The 24,074-nt window shown below is 56.7% G+C and carries 22 protein-coding genes and 3 pseudogenes; 17 read left to right on the forward strand and 8 right to left on the reverse strand.

The annotated features are described in order from the left end of the window. The first annotated feature begins 33 nt into the window (after nt 1–33). Nucleotides 34–993, forward strand: a complete 960-nt coding sequence (locus H8K03_21945; GenBank protein UVT22744.1) for a VTT domain-containing protein — start codon at nt 34–36, stop codon at nt 991–993. Between the two features lie 220 nt (nt 994–1,213). Here H8K03_21945 and H8K03_21950 read toward each other — a convergent pair whose 3' ends face one another. Further along, a complete protein-coding gene (locus H8K03_21950) occupies nt 1,214–1,561 on the reverse strand; it encodes a DUF72 domain-containing protein (GenBank protein ID UVT22828.1) in 348 nt (115 codons plus the stop codon). An 867-nt stretch (nt 1,562–2,428) separates the two neighbouring features. Then, nucleotides 2,429–2,707: pseudogene (locus H8K03_21955) on the reverse strand (IS3 family transposase). A gap of 65 nt (nt 2,708–2,772) precedes the next feature. On the opposite strand from H8K03_21955, the gene H8K03_21960 reads away from it, so the two are divergent. Beyond that, nucleotides 2,773–4,149: an IS30 family transposase gene (locus H8K03_21960; GenBank protein UVT22829.1), complete on the forward strand. Its 1,377-nt coding sequence runs from the start codon at nt 2,773–2,775 to the stop codon at nt 4,147–4,149. Nucleotides 4,150–4,156: 7 nt separating this feature from the next. On the opposite strand, the pseudogene H8K03_21965 reads toward H8K03_21960, so the two are convergent. After that, a pseudogene (locus H8K03_21965) lies at nt 4,157–4,447 on the reverse strand (DDE-type integrase/transposase/recombinase). A gap of 372 nt (nt 4,448–4,819) precedes the next feature. Here H8K03_21965 and H8K03_21970 point away from each other — a divergent pair. Beyond that, the gene (locus H8K03_21970) at nt 4,820–5,638 is read left to right on the forward strand and encodes an autoinducer binding domain-containing protein (GenBank protein ID UVT22745.1); all 819 of its coding nucleotides are present in this window, start codon (nt 4,820–4,822) and stop codon (nt 5,636–5,638) included. Between the two features lie 89 nt (nt 5,639–5,727). Here the strand turns inward: H8K03_21970 and H8K03_21975 are convergent, their stop codons facing one another. The 4 genes from H8K03_21975 to H8K03_21990 all read right to left on the reverse strand — a co-directional run bounded on the left by H8K03_21975 (nt 5,728) and on the right by H8K03_21990 (nt 10,906). After that, nucleotides 5,728–7,104: a replication initiator protein A gene (locus tag H8K03_21975; protein ID UVT22746.1), complete on the reverse strand. Its 1,377-nt coding sequence runs from the start codon at nt 7,102–7,104 to the stop codon at nt 5,728–5,730. Between the two features lie 460 nt (nt 7,105–7,564). Continuing rightward, nucleotides 7,565–8,623, reverse strand: coding sequence for a ParB/RepB/Spo0J family partition protein (locus H8K03_21980; GenBank protein UVT22747.1), 1,059 nt, complete (start codon nt 8,621–8,623; stop codon nt 7,565–7,567). Nucleotides 8,624–8,625: 2 nt separating this feature from the next. After that, complete coding sequence (locus tag H8K03_21985) at nt 8,626–9,456, reverse strand: ParA family protein (GenBank protein ID UVT22748.1); 831 nt, start codon at nt 9,454–9,456, stop codon at nt 8,626–8,628. Between the two features lie 751 nt (nt 9,457–10,207). After that, nucleotides 10,208–10,906, reverse strand: a complete 699-nt coding sequence (locus tag H8K03_21990) for a hypothetical protein (protein UVT22749.1) — start codon at nt 10,904–10,906, stop codon at nt 10,208–10,210. A 525-nt stretch (nt 10,907–11,431) separates the two neighbouring features. Between H8K03_21990 and H8K03_21995 the strand changes: the two genes are divergently transcribed. From H8K03_21995 to H8K03_22055, 13 genes and pseudogenes are all read left to right on the forward strand, one after another. Continuing rightward, complete coding sequence (locus H8K03_21995; GenBank protein ID UVT22750.1) at nt 11,432–12,520, forward strand: tyrosine-type recombinase/integrase; 1,089 nt, start codon at nt 11,432–11,434, stop codon at nt 12,518–12,520. A 423-nt stretch (nt 12,521–12,943) separates the two neighbouring features. Next, nucleotides 12,944–13,462 (forward strand): hypothetical protein, encoded by a 519-nt coding sequence (locus H8K03_22000; protein ID UVT22751.1) that lies wholly within the window; start codon nt 12,944–12,946, stop codon nt 13,460–13,462. Nucleotides 13,463–13,478: 16 nt separating this feature from the next. Further along, nucleotides 13,479–13,841: a hypothetical protein gene (locus H8K03_22005; GenBank protein ID UVT22752.1), complete on the forward strand. Its 363-nt coding sequence runs from the start codon at nt 13,479–13,481 to the stop codon at nt 13,839–13,841. A gap of 100 nt (nt 13,842–13,941) precedes the next feature. Next, nucleotides 13,942–14,157: a hypothetical protein gene (locus tag H8K03_22010; protein UVT22753.1), complete on the forward strand. Its 216-nt coding sequence runs from the start codon at nt 13,942–13,944 to the stop codon at nt 14,155–14,157. An 841-nt stretch (nt 14,158–14,998) separates the two neighbouring features. Next, nucleotides 14,999–15,508: a hypothetical protein gene (locus H8K03_22015; GenBank protein UVT22754.1), complete on the forward strand. Its 510-nt coding sequence runs from the start codon at nt 14,999–15,001 to the stop codon at nt 15,506–15,508. A gap of 136 nt (nt 15,509–15,644) precedes the next feature. Beyond that, nucleotides 15,645–16,544 (forward strand): DUF3179 domain-containing protein, encoded by a 900-nt coding sequence (locus H8K03_22020; GenBank protein UVT22830.1) that lies wholly within the window; start codon nt 15,645–15,647, stop codon nt 16,542–16,544. A gap of 247 nt (nt 16,545–16,791) precedes the next feature. After that, nucleotides 16,792–17,472, forward strand: coding sequence for a tetratricopeptide repeat protein (locus H8K03_22025; GenBank protein ID UVT22755.1), 681 nt, complete (start codon nt 16,792–16,794; stop codon nt 17,470–17,472). 79 nt (nt 17,473–17,551) lie between these two features. After that, nucleotides 17,552–18,278, forward strand: a pseudogene (locus tag H8K03_22030) (NAD(P)H-hydrate epimerase). A gap of 159 nt (nt 18,279–18,437) precedes the next feature. Continuing rightward, nucleotides 18,438–19,091, forward strand: a complete 654-nt coding sequence (locus tag H8K03_22035) for an acyloxyacyl hydrolase (GenBank protein ID UVT22756.1) — start codon at nt 18,438–18,440, stop codon at nt 19,089–19,091. 16 nt (nt 19,092–19,107) lie between these two features. After that, nucleotides 19,108–19,884 (forward strand): TVP38/TMEM64 family protein, encoded by a 777-nt coding sequence (locus H8K03_22040; GenBank protein UVT22757.1) that lies wholly within the window; start codon nt 19,108–19,110, stop codon nt 19,882–19,884. 268 nt (nt 19,885–20,152) lie between these two features. After that, a complete protein-coding gene (locus H8K03_22045) occupies nt 20,153–20,353 on the forward strand; it encodes a DUF2934 domain-containing protein (GenBank protein ID UVT22758.1) in 201 nt (66 codons plus the stop codon). Nucleotides 20,354–20,557: 204 nt separating this feature from the next. After that, complete coding sequence (locus tag H8K03_22050) at nt 20,558–20,860, forward strand: hypothetical protein (GenBank protein ID UVT22759.1); 303 nt, start codon at nt 20,558–20,560, stop codon at nt 20,858–20,860. 172 nt (nt 20,861–21,032) lie between these two features. After that, on the forward strand, nt 21,033–22,130 hold the full coding sequence (locus tag H8K03_22055; GenBank protein UVT22760.1) for a transporter: 1,098 nt from the start codon (nt 21,033–21,035) through the stop codon (nt 22,128–22,130). A 97-nt stretch (nt 22,131–22,227) separates the two neighbouring features. On the opposite strand, the gene H8K03_22060 is transcribed toward H8K03_22055, so the two are convergent. Beyond that, the gene (locus tag H8K03_22060) at nt 22,228–22,929 is read right to left on the reverse strand and encodes a Crp/Fnr family transcriptional regulator (protein UVT22761.1); all 702 of its coding nucleotides are present in this window, start codon (nt 22,927–22,929) and stop codon (nt 22,228–22,230) included. Between the two features lie 383 nt (nt 22,930–23,312). On the opposite strand from H8K03_22060, the gene H8K03_22065 reads away from it, so the two are divergent. After that, nucleotides 23,313–24,041: a TVP38/TMEM64 family protein gene (locus tag H8K03_22065; protein ID UVT22831.1), complete on the forward strand. Its 729-nt coding sequence runs from the start codon at nt 23,313–23,315 to the stop codon at nt 24,039–24,041. Nucleotides 24,042–24,074 lie beyond the last annotated feature (33 nt).

The raw sequence follows: 24,074 nt of genomic DNA on the forward strand, positions 1-24,074 counted from the left end.
CATGCTCATATGCATGGTGTATAGGAATAGAATATGAACACGTTACAGTTTTTGGTGGACTACGGAGCGTGGGTGCTCTTCGCTGTTGTATTTCTAGAGCAGGCTGGTCTTCCTCTTCCCGCACTCCCTCTCTTAGTAACAGCAGGCGCATTGGTCGGAGCCGACAAGATGAACGTCGGCGTGGCAGTGCTGGCTCCCCTCGTCGCCGCTGTTCTTCCCGACCTCTGCTGGTATTACTTAGGGCGCGTGAAGGGAGGCCGAGTCCTTGGGCTTCTCTGTAAAATCTCCCTTGAACCTGACTCCTGTGTGCGAAGTTCAGAGGATATGTTCCGCCGGCACGGGAAAAGCACCCTGCTAATCGCAAAATTCGTCCCCGGCTTGAGCACGATCGCGCCTCCATTGGCCGGCATCACCGGCATGACACTTCCGGTATTCCTCTTCTACGATACGGGCGGGGCTCTCCTATTGATCCTCCTATCCGAGGGTGTCGGTGCCTTGTTTAGCAATCAGCTGGAATCCGTCATGGCCGTCTTCGACCAGGTCGGCGGATGGATTCTCGTCATCGCGCTGATTGGTGTCGCCACCTTTGTAGCCTATAAGTTTTATCGCAGGCAACAGGTCTTACGAGAACACCAGATGGCCAAGATTTCAGTCGACGAATTGAAGAACATGATGGATGGCGGGCACCAAGTGGTTATTGTTGATGTAAGAAATCCCCTATCGCGCGAAACGGATCCAGAAGCCATTCCTGGAGCCATCCATTTACTGTTTGAGGAGATCGAGCATCGCCAAGATGAATTGCCGAAGAACCAAGAAATTGTGCTCTACTGTAACTGTCCCAACGACATTTCTAGCGCTCGCACGGCGTTGAAATTGAAGAAACAAGGAGTCCACCGTGTTCGCCCTCTTGAAGGAGGACTTGATGCATGGCGAGACCGACGGTTCCCAACGGAATCAGTCACGTGTCAGACAGTCCCGCAACAGCAATCCTGATTAACAGCAGACGCATTGGTCGGAGCCGACAAGATGAACGTCGGCGTGGCGGTGCTGGCTCCTTGCTACTCGAGACGCTCATGAACTGTACCGTAGATATGGGTTTAAGTCTCCTGATGTGCCAACGCTGTTTATGGAAAGAACTGGCACCGTTCCGTGTGAGCCTCGGAACGGGTGAAGGTGGTCAAGGCGGGCCTACCTGCAATGCATTCATCAAAGCTTAAATCGTCAAGGGCGCATTCCCTTCGCTGCGGTTATTCACCAAGACATAAGCCTTTCGCTTCTCTCCCACCGCCTTCTTCACGAGTTCCACGGTGTCTCGCCGCATCTCTGGCAGCTCTTCCACGATCTTCGTATACGGCTCCGCACGTTTCTTCGCTGCTTCATACGACATCTTGAGTGGGGTCAGGAGGCGCAGAACCGTGAAGGGCGCCGTGAAGCAATCCTCCATCCGTTGATGCTGCTCCGGTAACGACGGCATGTAAGACCAATGGTTGTAGACATGGGCGATGCCGTGATGCTCTAAGACCTTGCGATAGTCAGGACCCAGCAAGCCCGCATTGCGAATTTCAACCGCATACCGAAAGTCCTTGGGGAGTTGACCGCTCCAGCTTACTACCCCTTAGCCTCAATCTGCTTGAGAGAAGAAAAGCTTAAACGGAGCCATCCTCTGACGAGGCATACATTCAAGAATCTGTCTAGCCGGTTCACCAAGGCAGGTTTCCCGAATGACTTTCTTCGCTCCGCAATCTTGCCTGATTGGTGGGACGACACCTGCCGTGAAGATCCAAAGCTTCTTCAGGATATTGAAATTCGGATTGCGCGCTTCCTTGGTCAGTCTTTGACAGAGATCAAAAACCCGAGCACTAGATTAGCATCTCCACCTTATCCTGAAGCTCAGCTAAGACGTGTAAAAGACATTGATCGTGATAGGCTCGGTCCTGCAATTCACGCCGCTATGCGGATAGCTGCAGCAACCGTTCGAAGTCTACGACACAATGTCCCCACTGCTGCAACTACTCCTCCTGCTGACGGCCTCGCCTGGCGGAACTCGATCCAGCACACAGGCCCGTCGATAACTTTGAAAGATGTCGCAGGAGATCTCTGGCGTCGGGGAATTCCTTTCATCTCGCTTGACTTGCTTCCAACTCCCAGTTTCCAAGGCCTAGCCGGAATCATTGAGGGCCGGCCCATCATATTGCTTGGCCACAAGCATGATGAGCCAGGGCGGCTAGCATTTGTTGTGTCGCACGAAACGGGTCATATAGCCGCTGGTGATTGTGCTCCTGGTCAGCCAGTTGTTGACGAAGAAGAGATTCAAGACAGCGACCTTATTGAACGTCGGGCCGATCAATACGCAACGTGGGTCCTAGTAGGTAGCGATACCATTCCAAGCATTAATGGTTGAGCTGCTGCCGGTTTCGTTGACACCACCCTACGCTCTTTCAGCTTGCCGTTCGAACTCCATCGGACTGAGATACCCCAATGTGGAATGCCGCCGTCGGGGATTATAGAAGCGCTCAATATAATCGAACACGTCGGCTTTTGCCTGGTCTCGGGTCCGGTACGTGGTTCGCGCCGTGCGCTCGGTCTTCAGCGAGGAGAAGAAGCTCTCTACTGCCGCGTTGTCCCAACAGTTGCCGGAGCGGCTCATGCTACACGAGAGGCCCTGGTCCGCCAGGAGCCGTTGAAACGGTTCGCTGGTGTACTGGGCGAATTCAACCGGTCGACGCAACACCTTTGATTGAGGAGGTGGTTATGGGGCGACCCGCGGGATGGATGCAAACGTTGACGGGGCGAGGCGCGAGGCGCTCACCGGGTGCCCCGTCGCATCGCAATGAGATGGAGCGGCGATTTTGGCTGGAGGTCGCGACTGGGATTACGAGCGAGGAAGCTGCCGAGATGATTGGTGTGTCTCCGGCGGTGGGAACGCGCTGGTTCCGCCATCGTGGCGGCATGCCATTGTTCATGGCGAAACCGGTGTTCGGGCGGTATTTGTCGTTCGCGGAGCGCGAAGAGATCGGGCTGCTGCGGGCTCAAGGCGTCAGCGTGCGGGAGATCGCTCACCGTATTGGGCGCTCCCCCTCAACGGTCTCGCGCGAGCTGACACGCAACGTGGCCACTCGTGGTGGCCAACTCGAGTATCGGGCGTCGGTCGCGCAGTGGAAGGCAGAGATGGTGGCCAGAAGGCCGAAGCCGGCAAAGCTTGTGATTCACCCGCAACTGCGCCACTATGTGCAAGACCGCCTGGAAGGCAAGATCCGTGACGTGGCTGGACGTGAGATGGCTGGCCCTCGACCGGCACCGTTCAAGGGGCGGAACACGCCTCATCGCGGCGACCGCCAATGGGTCACTGGCTGGTCGCCAGAGCAGATTGCCCGCCGGCTGCAGATCGACTTCCCGAACGATGAATCAATGCGAATCTCTCACGAAGCCATTTACCAGGCGTTGTACATTCAAGGCAGAGGCGCTCTCAAACGCGAGTTGGTGAGCTGCCTTCGTACTGGGCGGGCGTTGCGCGTGCCACGGGCCAGAGCACAGGCCAAGGCGTGGGCGCACGTCAGCGAGGAGGTCATGATCTCCAGCCGTCCTGCAGAGGCACAAGACCGCGCCGTGCCCGGGCATTGGGAGGGGGACCTAATCATCGGCCTGAACCGGTCTGCGATTGGGACGCTGGTGGAGCGATCAAGCCGCTTCACCATGCTGGTTCACCTGCCTCGCGAGAAGGGCTATGGGCTGATCCCCCGCACGAAGAACGGCCCCGCGCTGGCTGGCTACGGAGCCATCACCATGGCCAATGCGCTCAAGAGAACGGTGACAACCCTGCCTGCCCAGCTGTGGCAATCATTGACTTGGGATCGTGGCAAAGAACTATCCGATCACGCCCGGTTTACCGTTGAGGCAGGAGTGAAGGTCTTCTTTACTGATCCTCATAGTCCATGGCAGCGCGGCACAAACGAGAACACGAACGGACTTCTGCGCCAATACTTCCCCAAGGGCACCGACCTGTCTCGTTGGAGTGACCAAGAAATCCAGGCCGTAGCCCACACGCTCAACACCAGACCGCGGAAGACGCTTGGTTGGAAGACACCAGCCGAAGCCCTAAACAAGTACCTACAATTCGCCGGACAACCCAGTGTTGCGTCGACCGGTTGAATTCGCCCTGACTGCCTCGATCAGAGTGATGCAACACCGCCTCGGGCTTGCCTCGCCGCCAGATCGCCATCACCAGAGCATCGGTGACCAGTTGCGTGGTCATCGTCGCCTGCATCGACCAGCCGACGACCCGTCGTGAGAAGAGATCCACCACCGCCGCGACGTAGAGCCAGCCTTCGGCGGTCCAGAGATAGGTGAAGTCAGCGACCCATTTGCGGTTGGCCGACGCGGCCGTAAATGTCCGGTCGAGCACATTGGGCGCGACGGCGTTTGTTGACCGCACGCCAGTATCCGAGGGTGCCCCTCCCGCCACACCCCCCATGCCGACAGACACCAGCGGCCTGCCTCCTCTCCCTGCACAGCCATAGCCCATCGCCTGCGGCAGGCCCCGCACCGCGCGAGCCCGGAGGCTGGCATCTGAACACGTTCCTTGGTAAACAACTAAAGAGGTCACGCTGTTTGAGTAGGAGCACCATCTACCCCTCATATTTCTACCCACCACGCGTGCCCTCCCCTTTCGACCTACAGGACGTGACAGAAGAGCAACTCGCTCAGCGGCACGCCAAGAACAAGTAGCCTCGATGGGGGGGAACACCCTTCTTGTGAAGAATATCAGATTGCCTCCACACCCCCTACAGTCGGCAAATCAGCCCCAGGAGCGGCTTTGCACATGGCTGATCCACATCACCCATTCCCCCTGCACGTGTTTCGCGATTTCTCCGCGCGTGAGATGACCCAGATCCTCGAGATCATGCACCACCTCTTCCATGCCCAGACGGAACAGGACATTCGACATATCCTGCAACTCAAGCAGACGCTCCTCCCCTGTAACAAAATCGTGGCGGCCACCCTCTCACTTCCCGCCATGGCCACCCCCCATGACCATGCACCCTTTCACATCATCAATGTCTCCTATCCCACCGCGTGGCTCACGACCTATCAGCAGCAGGGATACCACCGCTATGATCCGGTCATGCAACGCTGGTCGAGCACCCAACAGACGTTTGCGTGGGAACATACCATCCGCAAACGGATGGGGCCCAAAACCGAAGAAGTAATGGAAGAAGCCCGAGCCTATGACATTACGGCGGGCGCGATTGGAGGCAGGATTGATCGGCGACACCAGACCGGTGCATTCATCGCCTACGCTGGCGGATTGCACAAGGATAATCTGCGCTATTGCGACGTGATCGACTATATCAATAGCGAACTTGCCGCCGCGTTACTGCGCATCTGTCCGCCTCTCCTCAACCGCCCTCAACTCTCAGCGCGCGAACGGGAAGTATTGGAAGGGATCAAGGCGGGACATGAAACACGAGCGATTGCGACCAGGCTCGGCATTAGCGAACGCACCGTCCGCTTTCATGTTGAACGCTTGCTGATCAAACTGCGCGCCAAGACCAGGGCTCAGGCCATCGAGAATTACTACGCCTCTCATGGGCCCTCATTCACCGCCGCGCAACACGTTCAGAAGAAAGACAGTGTCTAACACTCCGTCATCGATGTCGACCCTGACGCGTCCGCCGAGACGAGCCCAGCCCTTTCCTTCTATGTTCCCCAGCCTGGCACGAGCGTGCGCTAACCCTCAGATTTCGGTTCGGAGCCACTCCGATCCACCGCCGCTACGGCCCAGGGCACTTTCAACGTGGCCGCATCACGTTTCACGAGGTCATAGAGATAACTGCCTGGGTTGATCCGCTCGCCACGGGCGACACGCTCCTTGACCTCATGGAACCGTCGCCAAATCATGACATGTGGCACCGAATTGATCGCACGTTGCCAGGTTTTCACCCAGATATGCGGATCTTTGCGACGTCCCGAAAACTCCAAGATCAAGTCTAACAGTTTGGCGGCCGAGGCCGCCGTCTCCTCCGCGCTCCGGTTCTCAATCTGCGAATCGGCGATCAACACCATCGGATCGCTCGTATCTTCGAGCATTTTCATCGCTGGCCGATCATCCCCGACGCCATAATAGGCCCGCCGTTCCTCTAGTTGCTGCTCCGCCTCCCGCCACGCCGGTCCGGCTTCCCACATCAACATATATTCCCGAGGCTTGCTCCCCTGGACTGGCACGAGATCCCATGAACTCAGAAACTGACGGGCCATCAATTCCTCATGCGCCGGCCCCAATTGCTGACGGACTTGGGAAATCGCGGTATATCGAGTCAGCTCAAACCCCTCCACCAACTCCGAATAACTTTGCATCGCGGATCCACCGCCCAGATAAAAGAGATGCGACAGCAACTGATGCAAGACCTTCGTGATATGGCCCTTCACATCTTGAAGCAGGTGATGATCGACCACAAAACAATTCCCCGCCAACAGACTCTCGCAGTACCAATCATCCAAATGTATCTCATAGCCGTCGAGGAGCAGTCCCTTCCCCGTCGCGGTCCCGGGCAAGGTGACGTTCCGAAGAATTCTCATAAAGGACGACCGAGGGGACTTCATCGAAACCTCGCCGGTTTTCCGTGTCTTGCCCGATCCCACGCCGATCATCAAGCCAGCAAGCCGCATCAAACACCGATTCAGTTCCTGATATTCCCGCCCCCCTTTTTCCTTCCCCGCCCGCTCCAGGACCTCGTGCCCCTGAAATCGAACCACCGGATCTAACGTACGGGACTTCTTGATCCGATCTAACAGCAGACCCTCTAACCCCAAGAACAACTCAAAATCCACGGCGGTGGGAAAGCCTAAGTCTCCCGACGCATACGCGACCAAGGTCATTTTGCGAATCGTCCCATCCCGCCAGAGATACCGAACCATTTCCTTTTCATGGACCGATTTTTGAGAACGGCGAGAGGACGTATTCGCGGACCAGAAATGCAGCGATCCCAGAATCCGTTCCCGCAAGAGATACTGAGAGGTTGCGTGTCCAAATGAAGGGACGAGTCTCCCGTAGGAGAGTATTTCGCGCGCATTCTCTGTCAGAGACTTTTGCGACTCAGCGTCCATAGCGCGTAACGTTCTTTCTTCTCTTTCGTTATTCATAACGTAGAAAGGGACAACTTCATCCTCGATTGACCGAGCAGAAAAGGCCTAATTTCAAGATGTTCACTCTACATCCGTGAAGTTCAATGACTTCCCGTCCCTTCAATCCCTTCCCGTTCAGATCTTCAATGACTTCCCGATCAAACCGGAAAAACCTTCAATGACTTCCCGCCTCATTCACCAGCTTCCCGTCCAACCTTCAATGAATTCCCATGGCCCTGTGGATAACCTCCTCTGGCTCTACCATTACCAGGGGTGGGACCTGCCCTCCCACTCCCTAGAGAAGAAAATTCGATGAAAATTCCACGATGTATCTTGTGAGATACAGAAGAGGGGTAGCCGAGATACAACGGGAATTCATTGAAACCTTTCCACCACGGGAATTGATTGAAACTTTCTACCACCGTCACAGATCTACCATGGTCTATTCATGGCTACCCGCGTCAGCCACACGCCCAAACCGATCCAGAACCTCCAGAATTTGCTGAATCCCATCCCGGACACTCTCCACCTTATCTTGTTGATTCGGGGACCAGCGAATCGCAGCCACCACCCCTTTACTGCCATTCTCCCCGCGCAGCGTCACCCGGATACATTGTGCCCCTTGATTAAACCGCGGCCGGCGGTGAACCTCTTGCCGTATTTTCTCACTCGCCCAGCGGTCTTTCACGGCCTGCCGGGCAATCCGCTCCATCTTTGCCGGCTGATCCATCAACGGCAGCAAGGCCTCCGCATGACGCGAGGTCATATCACTGCCGGGAGCAAACAGAATGTCGAGGACAGGGGGCGGAAGTTTGAGCAAACTCAATGCCCGCGAGATCCGGGTCTTATGACAGCCGACTTTCTCCGCTAGTTGAATCTGCTGATAGCCGTGGCGCTGAAGCAGCGCCTGAAAGGCGCGCGCTTCTTCGAGAGGAGACAAGTCCTTCCGAACCAGATTGTCAATCAACGCCTGCGCCGCCGCTTGACCGGTTGACGTCTCCCGCACCAGCGCCGGTATCGTTCCATGGCCCAACAACTGCGTTGCGCGCCACCGCCGTTCCCCAGCAATCACTTCAAATTTCTCCCCCACCTGACGTACTTGAATGGGATTCAACACCCCATGCTGGCGAATGGACTCCAACAACTCTTGATCCGCTTCTGGATCAACGACCTGTCGAGGCTGATCCGGACTCGGGACCAACCGATCGAGCGGAATCTCATAGACCTGCTCGGCAACCCGGCCGGGCAGGGCGCTCTCAGCTGGGACCGGCGCCGGCGCAATCCCTAACGATTCCGCAACTACCGCGCGCCGCTCCACGTCCTTCGTGCCGGAGTCTTCTACCGCTGAAGCCGGAGGCCCAGCGGTCCCCGGATCCTGAGGAGGCACTCCCAACATATCCCAGGTTGAAAAACGCCGGGCTTGACGATCAAATCCCTGTTCAAGCTCGGCCAAATGTGGCGAGGGTTTCTTTGTTTTCGTCTCTTTCTTTGGGTGCGTCATGGCTACGCCTCACTCGCCACCAGTTCATCGGCAAACTCTCGCAAGGGTTTCAAATGCAGCCGCTCCAGCACTTCCCGCCCAAACTGCATATAATCCCGCGCCCCGGTACTCTGACGATCCGATTGAAAGATCGTCTTCTTCATGACCTCGGCATCCTGAATCCGCGCCGACGAGGCGATCGCCGTGTGAAACACCAACGGCCCAAACCGCTTTTCAATCGCGTTCCTCATGGCCTTACACACGTTTTTTCGGCCATCGTGCTTGGTAATCAATACTCCCAAACATGACAGATGCGGGTTCACTTCGTCTTGCGACACGTCCTTGATTACTTCTTCCAAATCCGCGTACCCGTCGAGACTGTATTTCGAGCCGCTTTCCATCGGCACGATGAAATGGTCGGACGCCACCAACGCATTGACTGTCAGGAACGACAGACTCGGCGCACAATCGATCAAGACGATCTCATCTGGACCGATCGCCAATTGACTCAAGCGACGTTTCAGGGCGGACCCAGGGGTCAGCATATGAATCTTCTGGAGTTCACGATCCACGCGGGTCAACCCGACATGCCCATAGATCAGTCGCACGTCTTCTTCGATGGTCTCATGCCACGGCGCGGCCACCGTGCTGGCTTTGTCTAATAAGAGATTCGCGGATGTGAATTTTACTTCGTAAGGATCCATCTTTCCCAATGTCGTCGAAGCATTGGCTTGCGGATCAAGATCGATGACCAACACAGGATGTCCCAGGCGGGCCAACGCCGCCGCCATGTTAACAACCGTCGTGGTTTTTCCGACTCCACCTTTCTGATTGATGACAGAAATAGTCTTCATCTAGTATGCCCTCCAAGCGATGACCACAATTAGACCGGGAAGATATACGTGTGAGGCGATAATTGCAACACCCAAGTCTAAGATAGGCCCAGTGTTTGTCGAACATGCAGTCATATGATCGGCATGACGCTAGACTTGCCCTATCGTAGATATCACGAGAAAAACATTTCTCAGTTGCGCGCGCGCAACTCGTCATACCCTCCTCCCATTCCCACGACAGTCGTTAAGGCAGGTCGTCACCATCTAGCCCAGGCGTCCCACGCGCGGTCGAGGGAACTCTAGGGCTAACACGCCGGAGCAGTTGCGCGGGCGCAACTGAGAAAGATTCTATAAATCATACTTTCTGAACAAACATTGCACTATCGTGAGAGAAGCTTTCAACGCTTTTCATCATTCATAGCAGCCGACGAGATCGCCAATGGAATGGGAAGAAGAGTTACGCGCGCGCAACTGTGAAAGATTGAATGTATTGAACAACGGAAGAGAAGTCGATGGCAGCTTGCATCTTTGTCGAGCGATAACCCATGCGGCATATTCATAGCGCGGCACTTGTCGGTTACGAGCGATGACGCGAAGATCGCCATCGTTTCTGAAGAAGTGGGAAATGATTCACAGTTGCGCGCGCGCAACTGTGGGACATGGTCGTGCATCCTCGGCGGAGAACGAAGCATGTGCCGGGGAGTTCGCAGGGGAATGACGATTGCGACACAGAGGAGACAGGCGTGGAGTGGCGAAGGGGCTGGCGTCGCGCTCAGACGACCGGATGAAACGAGAACGCATTCGGATGGTGTTTCTTCATATAATGGTACATGCAGGACCGCATGACTTCGAAGAGCACCAGCTGATGAAAGAGGTGTTTCTCGACCGTGAGCCCCAGCTCCTGTAATCGGCTGATGACGCGCTCCTCGAGTTCCTGCCGTTCCTTGGGGGGCAGGGACAGATAGGACAGTTCCAGTTTCTCGCGTTCCTCCGGCGTCAACTCCTTCAAGCGGTTTTCGAGTGAGCCGGTACTGCCCGCAACACGCAGCCGTGTACGCACCGGCACCGACCCTGGGAAGGTCTTCCGATACGTATACCACCGGACTTCATACTGCGCGGGCGTGTGCGGGCCTCCACGCGAGACGACATTGATCAGATCCACCTTGGGATTCGCCAGCGTCCGCAGCGCCGCCGTGACCGTCTCCTTGCTCAAGCCCGTCTTCTCCACCAACGTCCGAATCGTGATCCGCACGGTGCGGCGGCCGCGTGCGAGCGTCTCCTTCATGAGGTGGAGGAAAATCAGCTGCGCCGGCGCCCCCAAGGCCGATAATCCGCCATCGAGATACCGATGCAGAATGGCCAGATAGGCAAGGGGCGTCTCACAGGCCGCCCGCAGGTCCTCGTCTGAGATGCGTTCACTGATGTGTTGGGTCGGGGCGTCGATCATCGTCTTACCATTCCGAGGGTGCATGTCCGGTCAGGCTCCTCGCTACACGCGGAGAGGGTGCCGAATGCGAGCGGTCTGAGTCGGGCAGCCATCCGTACATCGTGACGACCGTGGCCAGGCTGCGGTGCTAATTCCAGGATCCACCGCTCTCAACCACGCCGTGCGCGCTCCGATAATCGGACGCGATCGTCTTGAATCATCACGTGAAAGGCCGCGCGAAGCATCCTATACACTTTGTCCTAGTATAGTGTCAATGGTTGGAATTCTAGGACAAAGGCCGTGGACCTGGAGTCGGACGCGCTCTTAGCATCCGGGATTGTGTCCTTCTCGGATACCTTGTCTTTTCGGATCGGCTGGGGTAGGGTGGGCACGGACGGGTCAGAGATGGGTGAAATGGGGTCGGCAGACAATCGACTCCTGGGGGGTCGCTGGGGCCGCCCCAATCGGACCACTCCCATTATATAGAGGGCGAGGGAGGGACGAGGCGGACCCAGGCGTCGGATTGCCGACCCGGTCTGATCGATCACCTAGTATAAGGAGTGTCAGTCGATGGATCTGGTGTCGGCCCTGCCTGAGACGGGGCTCCCACAGCTACGTCAGCCGGATGCGTTGGTCCCGCTCGCCACGACGGGGCTCCGACGGGCCGGGCGCGAACTCCCGCCCGTCTGTCTCCAGTTGTCGTCATCCACGCTGATTGGTTTACGGGTCTACCTCGACGAATTTGCGCGACAACTCGCGGCGCAGAAACCCTCTGCGACCACAGCCCGCACCTATCTGAAACGGGGTCGGGCATTCATCGCGTGGCTGGAGCAGCAGAGCGTTCTGCGGCGCCTCGATCGCGCGTGCCTCGACGCCTATCGCGTCTCCCTGGATCGACGGTTTCCGAATCCGCGCACGAAGAACGGGTATCTGACGGCCGTCCGCCAGTTTCTGCACTGGCTCGTGCCGCTCCACCCCGGCTTGGTCAATCCGGCCGACTTCGTCCAAGGCTGGCCGTGCAGTCGGCAGCACACGCGGCGGCATTTGCCGGTGGCGGATGCCAAGGCGTTACTCGCCGCGCTCGAATCCGATCCACGGAAATCGGAGCTGCAACGGGCCCGCAACGTCGCGATGGCCTATTTGATGCTGAAGACGGGCCTGCGGACGATTGAAGTCAGCCGGGCGCGGATTGACCATCTCCAAGAACATGTGCCGGGCGACAAATGGAAATTGTGGGTGCATGGAAAGGGGCGGCCATCCGCCGATGAGTCCGTGCAGGTGCTCAAGGAGGTGTACGACCGCATCCAGACGTATCTCGCACTCAGACCTGGACCGCCGCAGGGATCGGATCCGCTCTTTGCGACCACGGCCTGTGTCGATCGCGGCGGGAACATCGTGACGCCAGCCGGGCAGCCGCTCTCGACCCGCGCCATTCGTCGGATTATCACAGAGGGTTTGCTCTTGGCCGGAGTGAAGAAGCCCGGCATCGTCGTCCATAGTCTGCGGCACTCCACCCCCACCTTTGCCCTCCTCAATGACGCGAATCCCACGCGGGTCCAGAAGATGATGCGGCACCAGCACTATGCGACCACCGAGATTTATGTCGAAGAAGTGCAGCGGTTGTTGGAAGGGGCGGAGGAGGCGGTCACGCAGATCTAAGCAAGAACGGGCACATCGGTCCTTGATCAGACTGACGATGCCAGAGCGCCCGCGGAGGCTTCGTGACAAGACTTGAACAACAAAACGGAGGAAGCGATCTGGGCCCACTTGATCGGCCCCAGGGCTGGCGGCATTGACAAGAAGATCTCAGCAAGCTACACAATTACATGTGTTCCTCACACAGCAAGCGCCTTATCGAGCGGACATGACACAACATCCCGCATAAGCACCATCATGCCCCCCTCGACACTCCCGATCATACGGATACCCCTCTCACAGCCTGCGAACGGGACAATCGATGTGAGTATTCAGTCCATTCCATCCGCCAACGACACCCACCTGACGTGGTGGGATGCAAACGTTCAACCCATTATTAATCAGATGCCCCAACGAGCTGACCGTGGATGGCGATGGAAGCGCATCATGTCTGGCCTCAACGGCGTGCTATTTCGGCATCAAGCCCCGGCTGGCTTTGCAGTCACGTTCAGATCGGTCCGCGATTCTCAAGGTCAGCCGATCGTATGTGGGCTCACCTATGCTGTCCGCCACTACGTGTACCTCGGAGGCAATCAGCAAAACGCCTCCTACCTTTGGTATTGCGCAAGCGCCCCGGGCAAGATCCTCGCACACCATCTCACCAACCACTTTGGCCAACCAACCTCGATCGAGCCACACGAGATCGGCAAAATCGCGCTGGACCTCACGATTCAGGAGTCAGTACAGGGTGGGTATCACGGCAGAATGGGCCTCCATGCAGACCCCAAAGGAGGTGTCAAGCTGCTCTCCCTTTACTCGCAGTACGGTATGACAGCACTGCCTGACGGGTCCCTCCCCCCGACGCTCATGCGCACAATTCTCCAAGGTCGCGGTGCCAAAGGGTATTTCTATTTTGACGAGGCTGGGGCCCTCTCGTTTTCTCAGTCGTTGACCTCATGGCGCTAGAGAGGTAGACTTTCTCATGCCGACATCCATGTACGTCTTTGCCGATATCGCCCGCAAATATGGCATCGACCCCACAAACGATGCCGCAATCGACGAATTTTTCATCACAACCGTTCCAACGTTGACCGAGGACGAGCAACAAGCGATTTTTACAGAACTCCTCCAACGCGAGAACGAAACCCCTCCGCTCAGCCCCACCGAGACCGTTCACAAACTCGTCGATTCCATTATTCGGGAAGAGCTTGCGACCATGCGCCAGATCCAGCAGGCCTGTACAGCATCCCAATCCATCACGGAGCTTCGGGAGCATATTTTGAAACTGACGAAGGAGCTGGAAAACAAACGAGCCCGACAAGTCAAGCAACTCAGTCAGGGCTAGCTCTTGACGCCTTGTCGAACCCGCTGGCGCGACACAGAGTTGAAGATCTCGGCTGTACCCGTCGTGTGAGAACCCCAGTACTCGCTCCATCAACTGGATCATGACCGAACGTCTGCTCTTGGCGGGCGTCAAGAAGCTGGGCATCGTCGTGCAGAGTTTGCGCCTTTCGACGCCCACCTTTGCGCTGCTCAACGAGGCGAATCCGACGTGGGTTCAGAAGATGATGCAGCATCAGCATGACGCCACCACAGAGATGTATGTGGTGGAAGTGCAGAAGTTGCTCGAGGGGACGGAAGATGCGGTGACGCAAATCTGACGGGGCTCCGCGCGTCATCGTATCCCCAGACGGTCCTTTCACTCTCGGAGATCCCGGAATTCTCCATGATCCTTCAAGCCGACACGACCATTACCGACTGAGATGGTGAACTCAATACGAGAGTCTCTATCACACCGGTGACGTCCCCGCCCGTACAGTTGCAGATGAAACATACCTACTTGTACAAAATTAATTCTCGCTCGTGACTCCTTACCGTGAGCAGTGATGCGCTACACCCTACAGCTTAAGCGGGTTCGGACACCGAAGGCTGAATCATTTGTTAAAGACAACCCCCAAGGAAGCTGTCGCCGGACATGGTGGTTTCGATCAAGGCCACGTTGTTCCGGTTATACCAGGCTGAAACGATCAGGGGGCACGAACTTCCATTCCTACGGTTGCATCCATTGAAAGGAAGTCGAAAGGGGAGTGGCGTGCGCAGATGCCCTTCTACCGACAACCCGACTGGGAGATATCTCATGCGCATGGCTGCCCTCATTGTTGAGAGTCTTATTGATCCTTCCCGTCCTGTAACCCAGCTTACAGATTCATTTGGACCGACCAATCTATGCTGTGCACATGCGGCGAGTTGACTTCTATTTCCACGACAGATGCTTGTCAGAGCAATCAATCCTATCACTTGCGACGGACGTCCTTGAACAGTATCCAACATGGGCCGTGACGGTTCATCAGCTAGCGGAGAAAGACATTGAAAGACTGGGCTTTTCGGTCCTGCCAGTCGTCGTCATCAATGGCCAGACCGTGGCAACAGGTGTGCCGAAGAAAGAGTGGTTACTCCGAAAAGTAGGGGAGTGGACTCAGCTAGACCAGTAAAAGGTTTGCGATGACCGGTGTACCCCTTCATGTGGCGAAGGCTATGGTACAACACAGCACAACGACCGAACACGCTGAGCGAGCTGAATGCGGTGCTGAACGATCCCGCCGCCTGGCCGCTGAGACAGTCCTCGTAGACATTACCGAGACCTTCGGCATTTCGTTTGTTCCCGACTTGTTTGCCGCGCTTCAGGCGAGACCAGCCTATCTCGAGGCGGCCTGGGAACTATTCAGGGACGACGTCGACCTTGATGTCCTCGATGCTCGAACCAGGCGAATCGTGGCATTGGCCATCACCACAAATGCGAGTGGACTATACCAGATCGCCGCACTACCACATGCCTTCTGTCTGAGTGCTGTGGGCCCTCGGAGATGCGAGGCCATTGTGTCGACGATTCGAATTGTTCAAACCTTTGACCGATATCTGTCCGACCGTGTGCCTCTTCACAACACCCCTGCAACGATACTATCGGGAACGATGACCGTGCTCACTTCTCCTGCTCTGAGACGACCGATATGAGCCACGTATTCAGCTGGCAGATCGCAGTGCACTTATGACTTTCGCGTCGCCCGTGAACACGACCTGGTGGCACCGTCTCACCTCTCCGCAGTGGCGCTGGGTGCTGCTTCTCGCAGGTGGTGCCCTGTTGATCCTCATGGCCTGGCTGGGATTCAGAAAGATCCCGACCACCACCTTTGATCTGTCACGCCACAGCGTTCCACTGGACCAGTTCGTTGACGGGGGGCCTGGGAAGGACGGCATACCGGCCATCCTGACTCCTAAGTTCATCTCGGGCTCAGATTCCACATTTCTCCGTGACGACGACCGAGTGCTCGGACTCACAGCAGGCTCGGAGGCCAAGGCGTATCCGATAAAAATCCTCAATTGGCATGAAATCGTCAACGACATGATCGGGGGGAAGGCCGTCGTCGTTACCTATTGCCCCCTCTGTGGCACCGGCATGGCCTTCGAGGCTGAGGTGCAGGGACGGAGACATACCTTCGGCGTCTCCGGCCTGCTCTATCAAAGCGATCTGCTCATGTACGACCATCAGACGGAGAGCCTCTGGTCGCAAGTCGGCATGCATGCCGTTTCCGGACCGCTGACGGGAGAGAAGCTCAGGCCGATGTTCATAGAACATACGATCTGGAGGGACTGGCGCACCGCTCATCCCTCTACCGTCGTCCTCTCGGCACGAACCGGGTCGTTCCACAACTACGATCGCGATCCTTACGCAGGGTATGGCGAAAGCTCCGAGCTGTTTTTCGACATTACCCATGTCGATTCCCGCTACCACCCCAAGGAATGGGTGGTCGGTCTCGAGATTGATGGCGTCACTAAAGCCTATCCCTTTCTGGAACTGAACAAGGTGTCGTCACCCGTGGCCGACCAGGTGAACGGACAGCGAGTGACCGTACGTTACAACGCAGCGTCTCGCAGCGCCTCGGTGGTCGACGAACAGGGGAAGCCAATCCTCTCCGTGATGGCCTTCTGGTTCGCATGGTACGCGTTTCATCCGGACACACAGGTATTCACTTCTTACTATGCGGGTTAGGGACACTGCTCAAACGACGTCCGGAGCAGACACCAGCGATCACCCCGTGTATCAATCAGACGATCAGCCATTATGTCCTTTGTCATGTGAACGGAGTGAGAAATCTTGAAACGGGAGTGCAGAACAGATTTCTGCTGGTCGAAACGGCACAGAACAAAAGTCATTGTTTCCACTGCGGAATCCGGGATTATTTAGCAACTCGAAGAAATCTGGCTTAGTTCAGGCAGGTGACCGACAGGAGTTCGATATGATGAAACTTCACATTGTTGCATCGGCGTTTGCGGGACTGTCTCTGATCAGTGTCGGGTGTGCAACCCGCTTGGACATATCAAGCCCCGACCAACTCGTGACTCAGCGTGGGGAGACAAACGTCATCTACAGCCCACACGAAGTAGCCAACTTACATAACAAACTGGGGGCGCTGCTGTTTTTGCTGGGAGATCTCCCCAAAGCCTCCGAGGAGCTTCGAACGGCGATTCGACTCGATCCGAAAAGCCCTACCCCACATAATTATTTTGGGATGGTCCTGTATGTCCAAGGGAATTACGTTGGTGCTATTGGGGAGTTCTCCACCGCCGTCCGTTTGAGCCCGAACAATGCCGTAGCCAAGAGCAATCTCGGGTTCGCCTTGTTCGAACATGGGGAATTGGAGTCTGCCATCGTGCAATGGCAGACCGCAGTGAGCCAGGATGCTTCCATTGCCAGTGCCTGGGCTGGCCTGGGGCTAGGATGCTTCTCCTCTGGCTCCGTCGACAAGGGACTCCAAAACTACCGCCAGGCGATTCGCCTGGATCCTAGCTATGGGGATGTGAATTATCTTCGGCTCGTTCGTCGTTGGAACGGAGGGCTACTGAGGGGTGCTGTTGCCATTATGCATCTCCTAGAGACGCGACAGACAATCTCTGCGGAAACGGCGGTCTCTGAATGACACGAGCTTGGGGAATCTTCATCCTGATCATCGGCGCGCAGCTGCTGGTCTATACAGAATGACGGTCACAACGAACACCATGCGATTCTTCACGGACACGGGAGTCGAAGTTCCCGCGGTGACGGCGGAGCAGATGCGGGAAGGGGACCGCCTCGCCAGCGAAGCGACCGGACCCAACCTGTTTCAAATGATGGAGAACGCCGGGCGCAACCTGGCGCTGCTCGCCATCGCGCATCGTCGTGCTGACTGGGAGTGGAGGCAATGGCGGAGGAGGAATCTGCGCCGCTCGCCACCTGGCCAATCACGGTATCAACGTCAGACTCTGCCTCGCTGAGCCTGACCGCCTTGAAGATGTTCCGGCATTTCAACGAACAATCTTCCGGTCCACACAGGGCAGAGAAATCGACGACGCCTCCTTGAGCGCGGAACCGGTCGATCTGATCCTCGACGGCCTGATCAGATACGGACTCCGTTCCGCCCCAAGAAGTCCGGTCGCTGACTTGATTCGGTGGTCGAACGGCACGGGCATGCCGATTCTGGCGCTCGACGTGCCGTCGGGATTGGACGCTACAACCGGTCACAGGCCTGGAGACTGTATCCAGCCCCATTGGACCATGACGCTGGCTCTCCCCAAGACCGGTCTGCTGCCTGAACGAACTGGACAGCTCTTCCTAGCTGACATCGGCATTCCAGAGCAGACGTATCGTCGTCTGGGATGGTCCTATGTCAATCCGTTCGCAAAGGGTTTTTGGGTTCCGTTGATCTGCCGGTCATGCCCGCCCGTGCCGGACTCGGCTCAATCCTGACCACACCTGCTCTGTAAGACACATCACAGACCTGCGACATGAATGTGCCGTACCATGCCATCATCCAATGAGGGATAAAAAGTAGGCGTGAATGGCCATGCGAATGAAGACCCTGTTGTATGGGTGGAGCTACGTTGTGGCTGCGCAAGGAGCGTAATAATGCTGAGACATGAGCGGCGTCGACAAATCGGCGTCTTGTTATCCATAGTGACATTCGTCGTCGTTACATGCGGTGTCGAGAGCCGTGTAGCGAGCGCGCAATCTTCCTTCGAAGCGCACGATGTGATGACCAAAGGCACGGTAGAAATCGGCGGGGCGCTGGGCTATGCGCAGGGCACGACCGTCGTTGGAAACGGCCCCTCCGCGAACCGGAGCGCCGTCTTTGTGATGCCGCGTCTCGGGGTGGTCTTGACCGATCCCCTGGGAACCGGCTGGTGGCAAGGCAACGTCGAATTCTTAGTTCAACCCGTGTTCGCACGCTTTACCGAACCGTTTGCGGCGGAAGCGGCAGGAGGGTCGTTCCTCCTGAAATACAATTTTCTGTCGTTTGGGCGATGGGTGCCGTTCTGGGATGTCGGCGCGGGCATGATCTGGACCAATTTGGCGCCGCGGATTCCTGAACAGAGCACACAGTTCGAGTTCATCTTGGAGACCGGCCCGGGGGTGCATTATTTTGTGACGGACCGGATCACCTGGACCATGGGCGTGCGGTTGCACCATATCTCTAATTCGAATCTCGGTGACCGAAATACCGGGATCAACGGAGTGCTGCCCTATGTCGGGCTTTCATTCTTCACACCTGGGCTCTTTTGACGGAAGGGGAGACCGCATGGCGGCCACAAGAACCGGTTGGCTGAAACTCGGAGCACTTCTCGCCGTCCTGGTCGGCATCTACGCGGTGGCATCCTGGCTTGATCTCGGAGAACTGCTGAAGCCTGAGCAAGTAGCCGACCAGCTACGCACAGCCGGCCCCTTCGGACCGCTCTTGTTCATGGCGCTGATGACGACCTCTGTTGTCATCAGCCCGCTTCCCGATCTCCCCCTGGTTATCGCTGCTGGCGCCACTTTCGGAACGATACTGGGAACAACCTACTCCGTCATCGGTGCAGAGATCGGCGCGATTGCGAGCTTTCTCATCGGACGCACGTTGGGGCAGGAGATCCTCACCAAACTGCTGCGGACCAATGTTGTATTTTGCGAACGATGTTCGGACCGCCATCTGGCGATCTTTGTTCTGCTGGCCCGGCTGGTCCCGCTCTTCTCGTTCGACGTGATCAGTTACGGCGCCGGCTTGACGAACATGTCCCTCCGGACCTTCGCCCTGGTTACTTTCGTGGGGATGATTCCGCCGACGTTCGCGCTGACCTATGCCGGCAGTCAAGTGATTTCAGGCGCGTGGCTGATGATTCTGTCGGGGACGGCCATGGTGACGGTGATGCTGCTCCTGCCGAAGCTGGTGCTCCGCTACCCCACGGCGCGCTGGGTTCGTTTGCTGCGCGGCGACATGCCGGTGGCGGCTCACGTCCATCTTGCACCCGGCCAGCCGGGATGTCCTGTTGTAGACGGTGCCCCACGATGCGATTCCTGTGGGGGACCACTGACCTAGGGGTGTCAGTGGTCTTGGTTTCTGCTTTATCCAACAATCCTGACCGTGCTCGCCGCCGTCACCACTTCCCCGCAATGCAGGCCCTGCTCTCAACAGCCATCGATTCGGCACGCTTCTCTATCATCCGCCTCGCCTCAGCCCCTGGGCCCTACCATGGTGCAATCTCTCGATGATTGTGAGGTACCTTACAGCCAGCAGATTGAAAAGGCTGGTAAAAGGACGGGTAAGCTGGAACATTCGGTCCACCTTACACAAAGAAGGAGGGTGTATGAGCAAAAAGAAAAAAGAAGCCAACAAAGGAAACTCGTCCGAGACAAACCGTGAGGCAGCGCAAGAAGACATCCGCGCTCTCGCCTACCAGCTCTTTTGTGAACACGGATGTGAACATGGACACGATGTGGAGCATTGGTTGGAGGCCGAACGACGGATACTCACACGGGATCAAGGAAATGGAGAAGGAATCTCGTAGCTCTTCGCTCCACTAGACAATACCCGCGCCACTCCTTCCCAGCTCTTGCATGGGGGTGCTAATAGGTTGGGGCTGGTTGCAAACTGTAATCCACCTCACAGTTCTTTTCTTCCATCTCTCGTAGAACGGCGCCAGAAACGACAAGAAGCCGATGGATGCCCTTATCGTGGATACGGCTTCTTTGACTGAGGAACCTCTCCGTCTATGTGCGCTCCATTCCGATTGCCTCTCATGATCGTGCTGGCAGGGGTGCTGTTCGCCTCGACCGTCTTGGTCGGCCCTCACCTGATCGTGCACGAGTTCGAGCACGGGAACCATCACTCGAACAGCCATTCGAATTCTCTCTGTGCCTGGTTCTGTGCAGCCGGTCAGGCCATGAATACCTCCTTCTCCCTGGCCGGCGCTCAGCTTGCAGAGGCAGCGGTTCTCGACTGCAACCATCCGCCCCCAAGGCGGAATGTCCCACCGTCTCACTCGTTCACCCGAGGACCGCCCTCCGAGGCCTGACCGGTTTCAGCAACAGATCGTTCGTCAGCCCGAGTGCGACCTCGCGTGGACTGGTATCCGTGCCCCTGGCACGTCCACCCAGGGAGGATCACGGGCGGGCGCTCTCGTCATTCTCTCGGGACGTCTTCGTTTCGGCGGAAGACGCGAACCGACCATTGAAGGAGCTCGTACCATGCGATTGACTCGACACGTGTCATTTCTTTTCTTCCTGGCACTCCTCACCGTGTTTCTCCGATCGGAGGCGCTGGCCTCCTGTGGCGCCGTGAGCTGCTTTGTGGTGATCGGAGCACAGCAACAGGTCCCGCAACAAGGCGTGCTGACGGTGAGTGGGATCTACAACTATACTCCGATGCGGTTGCTGAGCGGCGCCACAGGGATTATTCCGGCGGCGGATCAGGCGCAGCAACGGTTGATTCTAGATCACCACCAGGAAATTCGAACCATCACCCAGACCTATACGCTCGACTTGAACTATGGCCTCACGGACCGGCTTGCTCTTCAAATGACCGTGCCCTATCTCAAGCGAACGCATCTGCACATCGATGGGCTCGGCGAGTCGGCAACGGAGGCCGGCGAGCCCGTCAACTTTTCAGATAACGGCTTCGGCGACGTGCGGATCACGGCCAAGTACAATGTGTTGCCGGCGCTTCGCCACGCTATCGTCATGGGGTTCGGCCTGGAATTACCGACCGGAGACACCCAAGCACGGGACAGCTCAGGGCAGATTTTGGAATCCCCGGGGCAACTGGGGCGTGGCCAGGTTGGTCTCATCGGTTCGATGTACCAAACCTATGAGCTGATTCCCCACCGGTTGAGCCAGTTCGCCTTCGCCAGCTATCGCCATACCTTCCGCAATCGGGATGGGTATCAGTTTGGAGACGAATATCAGTTCAATGCCGGCGTGAATCTGGTCACGACCCCCTGGCTGGTGTTGTCTCAGCAATTCAACTTCCGTTATCTCACGCACGACAACGTCACGGCCAATCTGGAGCAATCGGCCGCACCGTTTTCAGGGGAGGAACCGATCGTGATTGACTCCCGCGTCCTCGATCGACGAGTCCCGAATACCGGATCGACCTACTTGGCCTATACGCCAGGATTCCAACTCGATATTGGACAACTCTTCAACTCTCGATATACGGAAGCGACCTCATTGTATTTTATGGCCCAAATTCCCTTGGCACGGGATGCCAACAACAACCTTGCGCAGGGAACCAGTTTTGTCTTTGGCATGACCCGTTCGGTTCAACTTGTGAAACCGAAATCCTAGGCTTGGGCAACGGGTCTAGGTCCTTGCAGGTGATGGGAACAGCGTCTGATCCCATCGCCCGCAAGAAGCCGGCTGACTGAAGGGCGGAAGACAATGGTCAGGAAGCGAGGCGAGAAAGTGTGTCTGGTTTCAGAAGGGTGATCGTTCGTCCGTCCATCTGGATGAGCCTTTGATCCCGAAACTGTCCGATGATGGTGCTCACGGTTTCGCGGCTACAGCCGATCAGGTTCGCCATTTCTTGGTGGGTCAACTTTGCCTTCAGGCGAATCCCCTGCTGGTCTGTCACGCCATCGGTCTTGCTCAACTCTAATAGGAGATGGGCCAAACGCGCCGGGACATCCCGAAAGACGAGGTCTTCGACGCGGCTCTGGATTTTTCTCAGCCGTAGGCCGATAAGCTTGGTCAACTTCACCGTTACGTTCGGACGCATCGCTAGATACTGGTCGAAGTCTTTGCGTGGGATCACGCAAATCAGTGTGTCATCAAGGGCCTCCGCTGAGGTCGAGCGGGGGGTATCTTCCAACACCTCCAACTCACCGAAGACTTCGCCAGGCTCCAGGATTTCAAACGTGACCTCTTTCCCGTTTGGCGCCGTGTTGGCAATTTTGACGCGTCCCTTTTTCAGCAAATACACACTGCTGCTCGGATCACCGGGAAGATAGAGAGGCTGCCGTTTCTTGACTTCCTCCATACGCGTAATCTTCTCCATCTCTTGCATGTCAGACGAAGAGATCCCGTCGAACAAGCGAATGTGCTTGAGGTACCACAGCTTATTCGTGGATGAGGAAGGCTGTTCCATGTGCTCTACCGCCGGTTCAGACCGAAAGTCTAATGATTTCACCTACCATAAGGCAAGACATCTCTTGATGCCACAGTCCTTCGGTGGCATCGTCTGTTCGAAAAGGGTCTGTCATCTACCTGACACATTCGTGCGAAAGAACAACGACATCGTGCCGTGTGATGGGGCTGTTCTCCTGGCCGTCCTCAACCTATCACACTGTGAACTGGCTCACAGAATCTCAACGGCACGTCGGTTATTGTGAAGTCATGTTGAGAGGTGATACTTCCGGAAAGCCTGATGTGCAGGAGAACCTCCATCAGGTTTCGCTCAGCCACACGAAGGGAGTCCAGTCCATGGAAACACAGTGCGTAGACGAGCCTCAGAATGACACACCCCATCCGATGCCCCCTTTGAATCAGGGCACGTTACCCGTTACGCCCGCTAAGGCGCATCCTTCGGGCAAGGTGATCATCGCTCTGGTGATCGGACTGGCCATCGGGGCGTTCTTCTATTTTGATCTTGGACGGTTCTTATCGTTAGCTGCCCTGAAAGACAATCGGAACCATCTGCTGGCATTTACGGACTCGAATTATGTCGCAGCGGTCGGTATCTTCATTGTCGCCTATGCGATCGTCACCGGCTTATCGCTGCCTGGTGCGGTCATTCTCACGTTGGCTGGAGGGTTCGCGTTCGGTGCCGTCCTTGGTACGCTGTTCGTCAATCTCGGGGCGACAACCGGCGCCACCCTGGCGTTTCTGACCGCACGGTATGTGTTGCGGGACACCGTGGAGCAGAAGTTCGGGAACTCGCTGAGACCGTTCCAAGAAGGCTTCGCCAAGAATGCGTTCAGCTACCTGCTGACCCTCCGGCTAATTCCACTCTTTCCGTTCTTCGTGGTCAACCTCGTATCCGGGCTGACTCGCGTCAGCGCGGGAACCTATATCGGAGCCACCGCGCTCGGCATTATTCCTGGTTCCTTCGTCTATGCCTATGCGGGACGCCAACTCGGCACCATCAACTCACTGAAGGAAATCGCATCGCCCAATGTCATCGGCGCCTTTATCCTCTTGGGACTGCTGGCCCTCGTGCCGGTCGTCTATAAAAGGTTTGCGACCAAACCGGCGTCATGAAGAGGTCATCGATCAACCGATAACTTATAACAA

The sequence above is a fragment of the Nitrospira sp. genome, from assembly GCA_024760545.1.
Taxonomy (GTDB): domain Bacteria; phylum Nitrospirota; class Nitrospiria; order Nitrospirales; family Nitrospiraceae; genus Nitrospira_D.

Coding starts and splice junctions, on each gene's coding strand:
- H8K03_22015 (UVT22754.1), top strand. CDS start 14,999: ATGACCGGTGTACCCCTTCATGTGGCGAAGGCTATGGTACAACACAGC.
- H8K03_22055 (UVT22760.1), top strand. CDS start 21,033: ATGCGATTGACTCGACACGTGTCATTTCTTTTCTTCCTGGCACTCCTC.
- H8K03_22020 (UVT22830.1), top strand. CDS start 15,645: ATGGCCTGGCTGGGATTCAGAAAGATCCCGACCACCACCTTTGATCTG.
- H8K03_21970 (UVT22745.1), top strand. CDS start 4,820: ATGGCTGATCCACATCACCCATTCCCCCTGCACGTGTTTCGCGATTTC.
- H8K03_22050 (UVT22759.1), top strand. CDS start 20,558: ATGTGCGCTCCATTCCGATTGCCTCTCATGATCGTGCTGGCAGGGGTG.
- H8K03_22025 (UVT22755.1), top strand. CDS start 16,792: ATGATGAAACTTCACATTGTTGCATCGGCGTTTGCGGGACTGTCTCTG.
- H8K03_22065 (UVT22831.1), top strand. CDS start 23,313: ATGCCCCCTTTGAATCAGGGCACGTTACCCGTTACGCCCGCTAAGGCG.
- H8K03_22000 (UVT22751.1), top strand. CDS start 12,944: ATGTCTGGCCTCAACGGCGTGCTATTTCGGCATCAAGCCCCGGCTGGC.
- H8K03_21960 (UVT22829.1), top strand. CDS start 2,773: ATGCAAACGTTGACGGGGCGAGGCGCGAGGCGCTCACCGGGTGCCCCG.
- H8K03_21985 (UVT22748.1), bottom strand. CDS start 9,456: ATGAAGACTATTTCTGTCATCAATCAGAAAGGTGGAGTCGGAAAAACC.
- H8K03_22060 (UVT22761.1), bottom strand. CDS start 22,929: ATGGAACAGCCTTCCTCATCCACGAATAAGCTGTGGTACCTCAAGCAC.
- H8K03_22005 (UVT22752.1), top strand. CDS start 13,479: ATGCCGACATCCATGTACGTCTTTGCCGATATCGCCCGCAAATATGGC.
- H8K03_21975 (UVT22746.1), bottom strand. CDS start 7,104: ATGGACGCTGAGTCGCAAAAGTCTCTGACAGAGAATGCGCGCGAAATA.
- H8K03_22035 (UVT22756.1), top strand. CDS start 18,438: ATGCTGAGACATGAGCGGCGTCGACAAATCGGCGTCTTGTTATCCATA.
- H8K03_22010 (UVT22753.1), top strand. CDS start 13,942: ATGACCGAACGTCTGCTCTTGGCGGGCGTCAAGAAGCTGGGCATCGTC.
- H8K03_21945 (UVT22744.1), top strand. CDS start 34: ATGAACACGTTACAGTTTTTGGTGGACTACGGAGCGTGGGTGCTCTTC.
- H8K03_21990 (UVT22749.1), bottom strand. CDS start 10,906: ATGCACCCTCGGAATGGTAAGACGATGATCGACGCCCCGACCCAACAC.
- H8K03_22045 (UVT22758.1), top strand. CDS start 20,153: ATGAGCAAAAAGAAAAAAGAAGCCAACAAAGGAAACTCGTCCGAGACA.
- H8K03_21980 (UVT22747.1), bottom strand. CDS start 8,623: ATGACGCACCCAAAGAAAGAGACGAAAACAAAGAAACCCTCGCCACAT.
- H8K03_22040 (UVT22757.1), top strand. CDS start 19,108: ATGGCGGCCACAAGAACCGGTTGGCTGAAACTCGGAGCACTTCTCGCC.
- H8K03_21995 (UVT22750.1), top strand. CDS start 11,432: ATGGATCTGGTGTCGGCCCTGCCTGAGACGGGGCTCCCACAGCTACGT.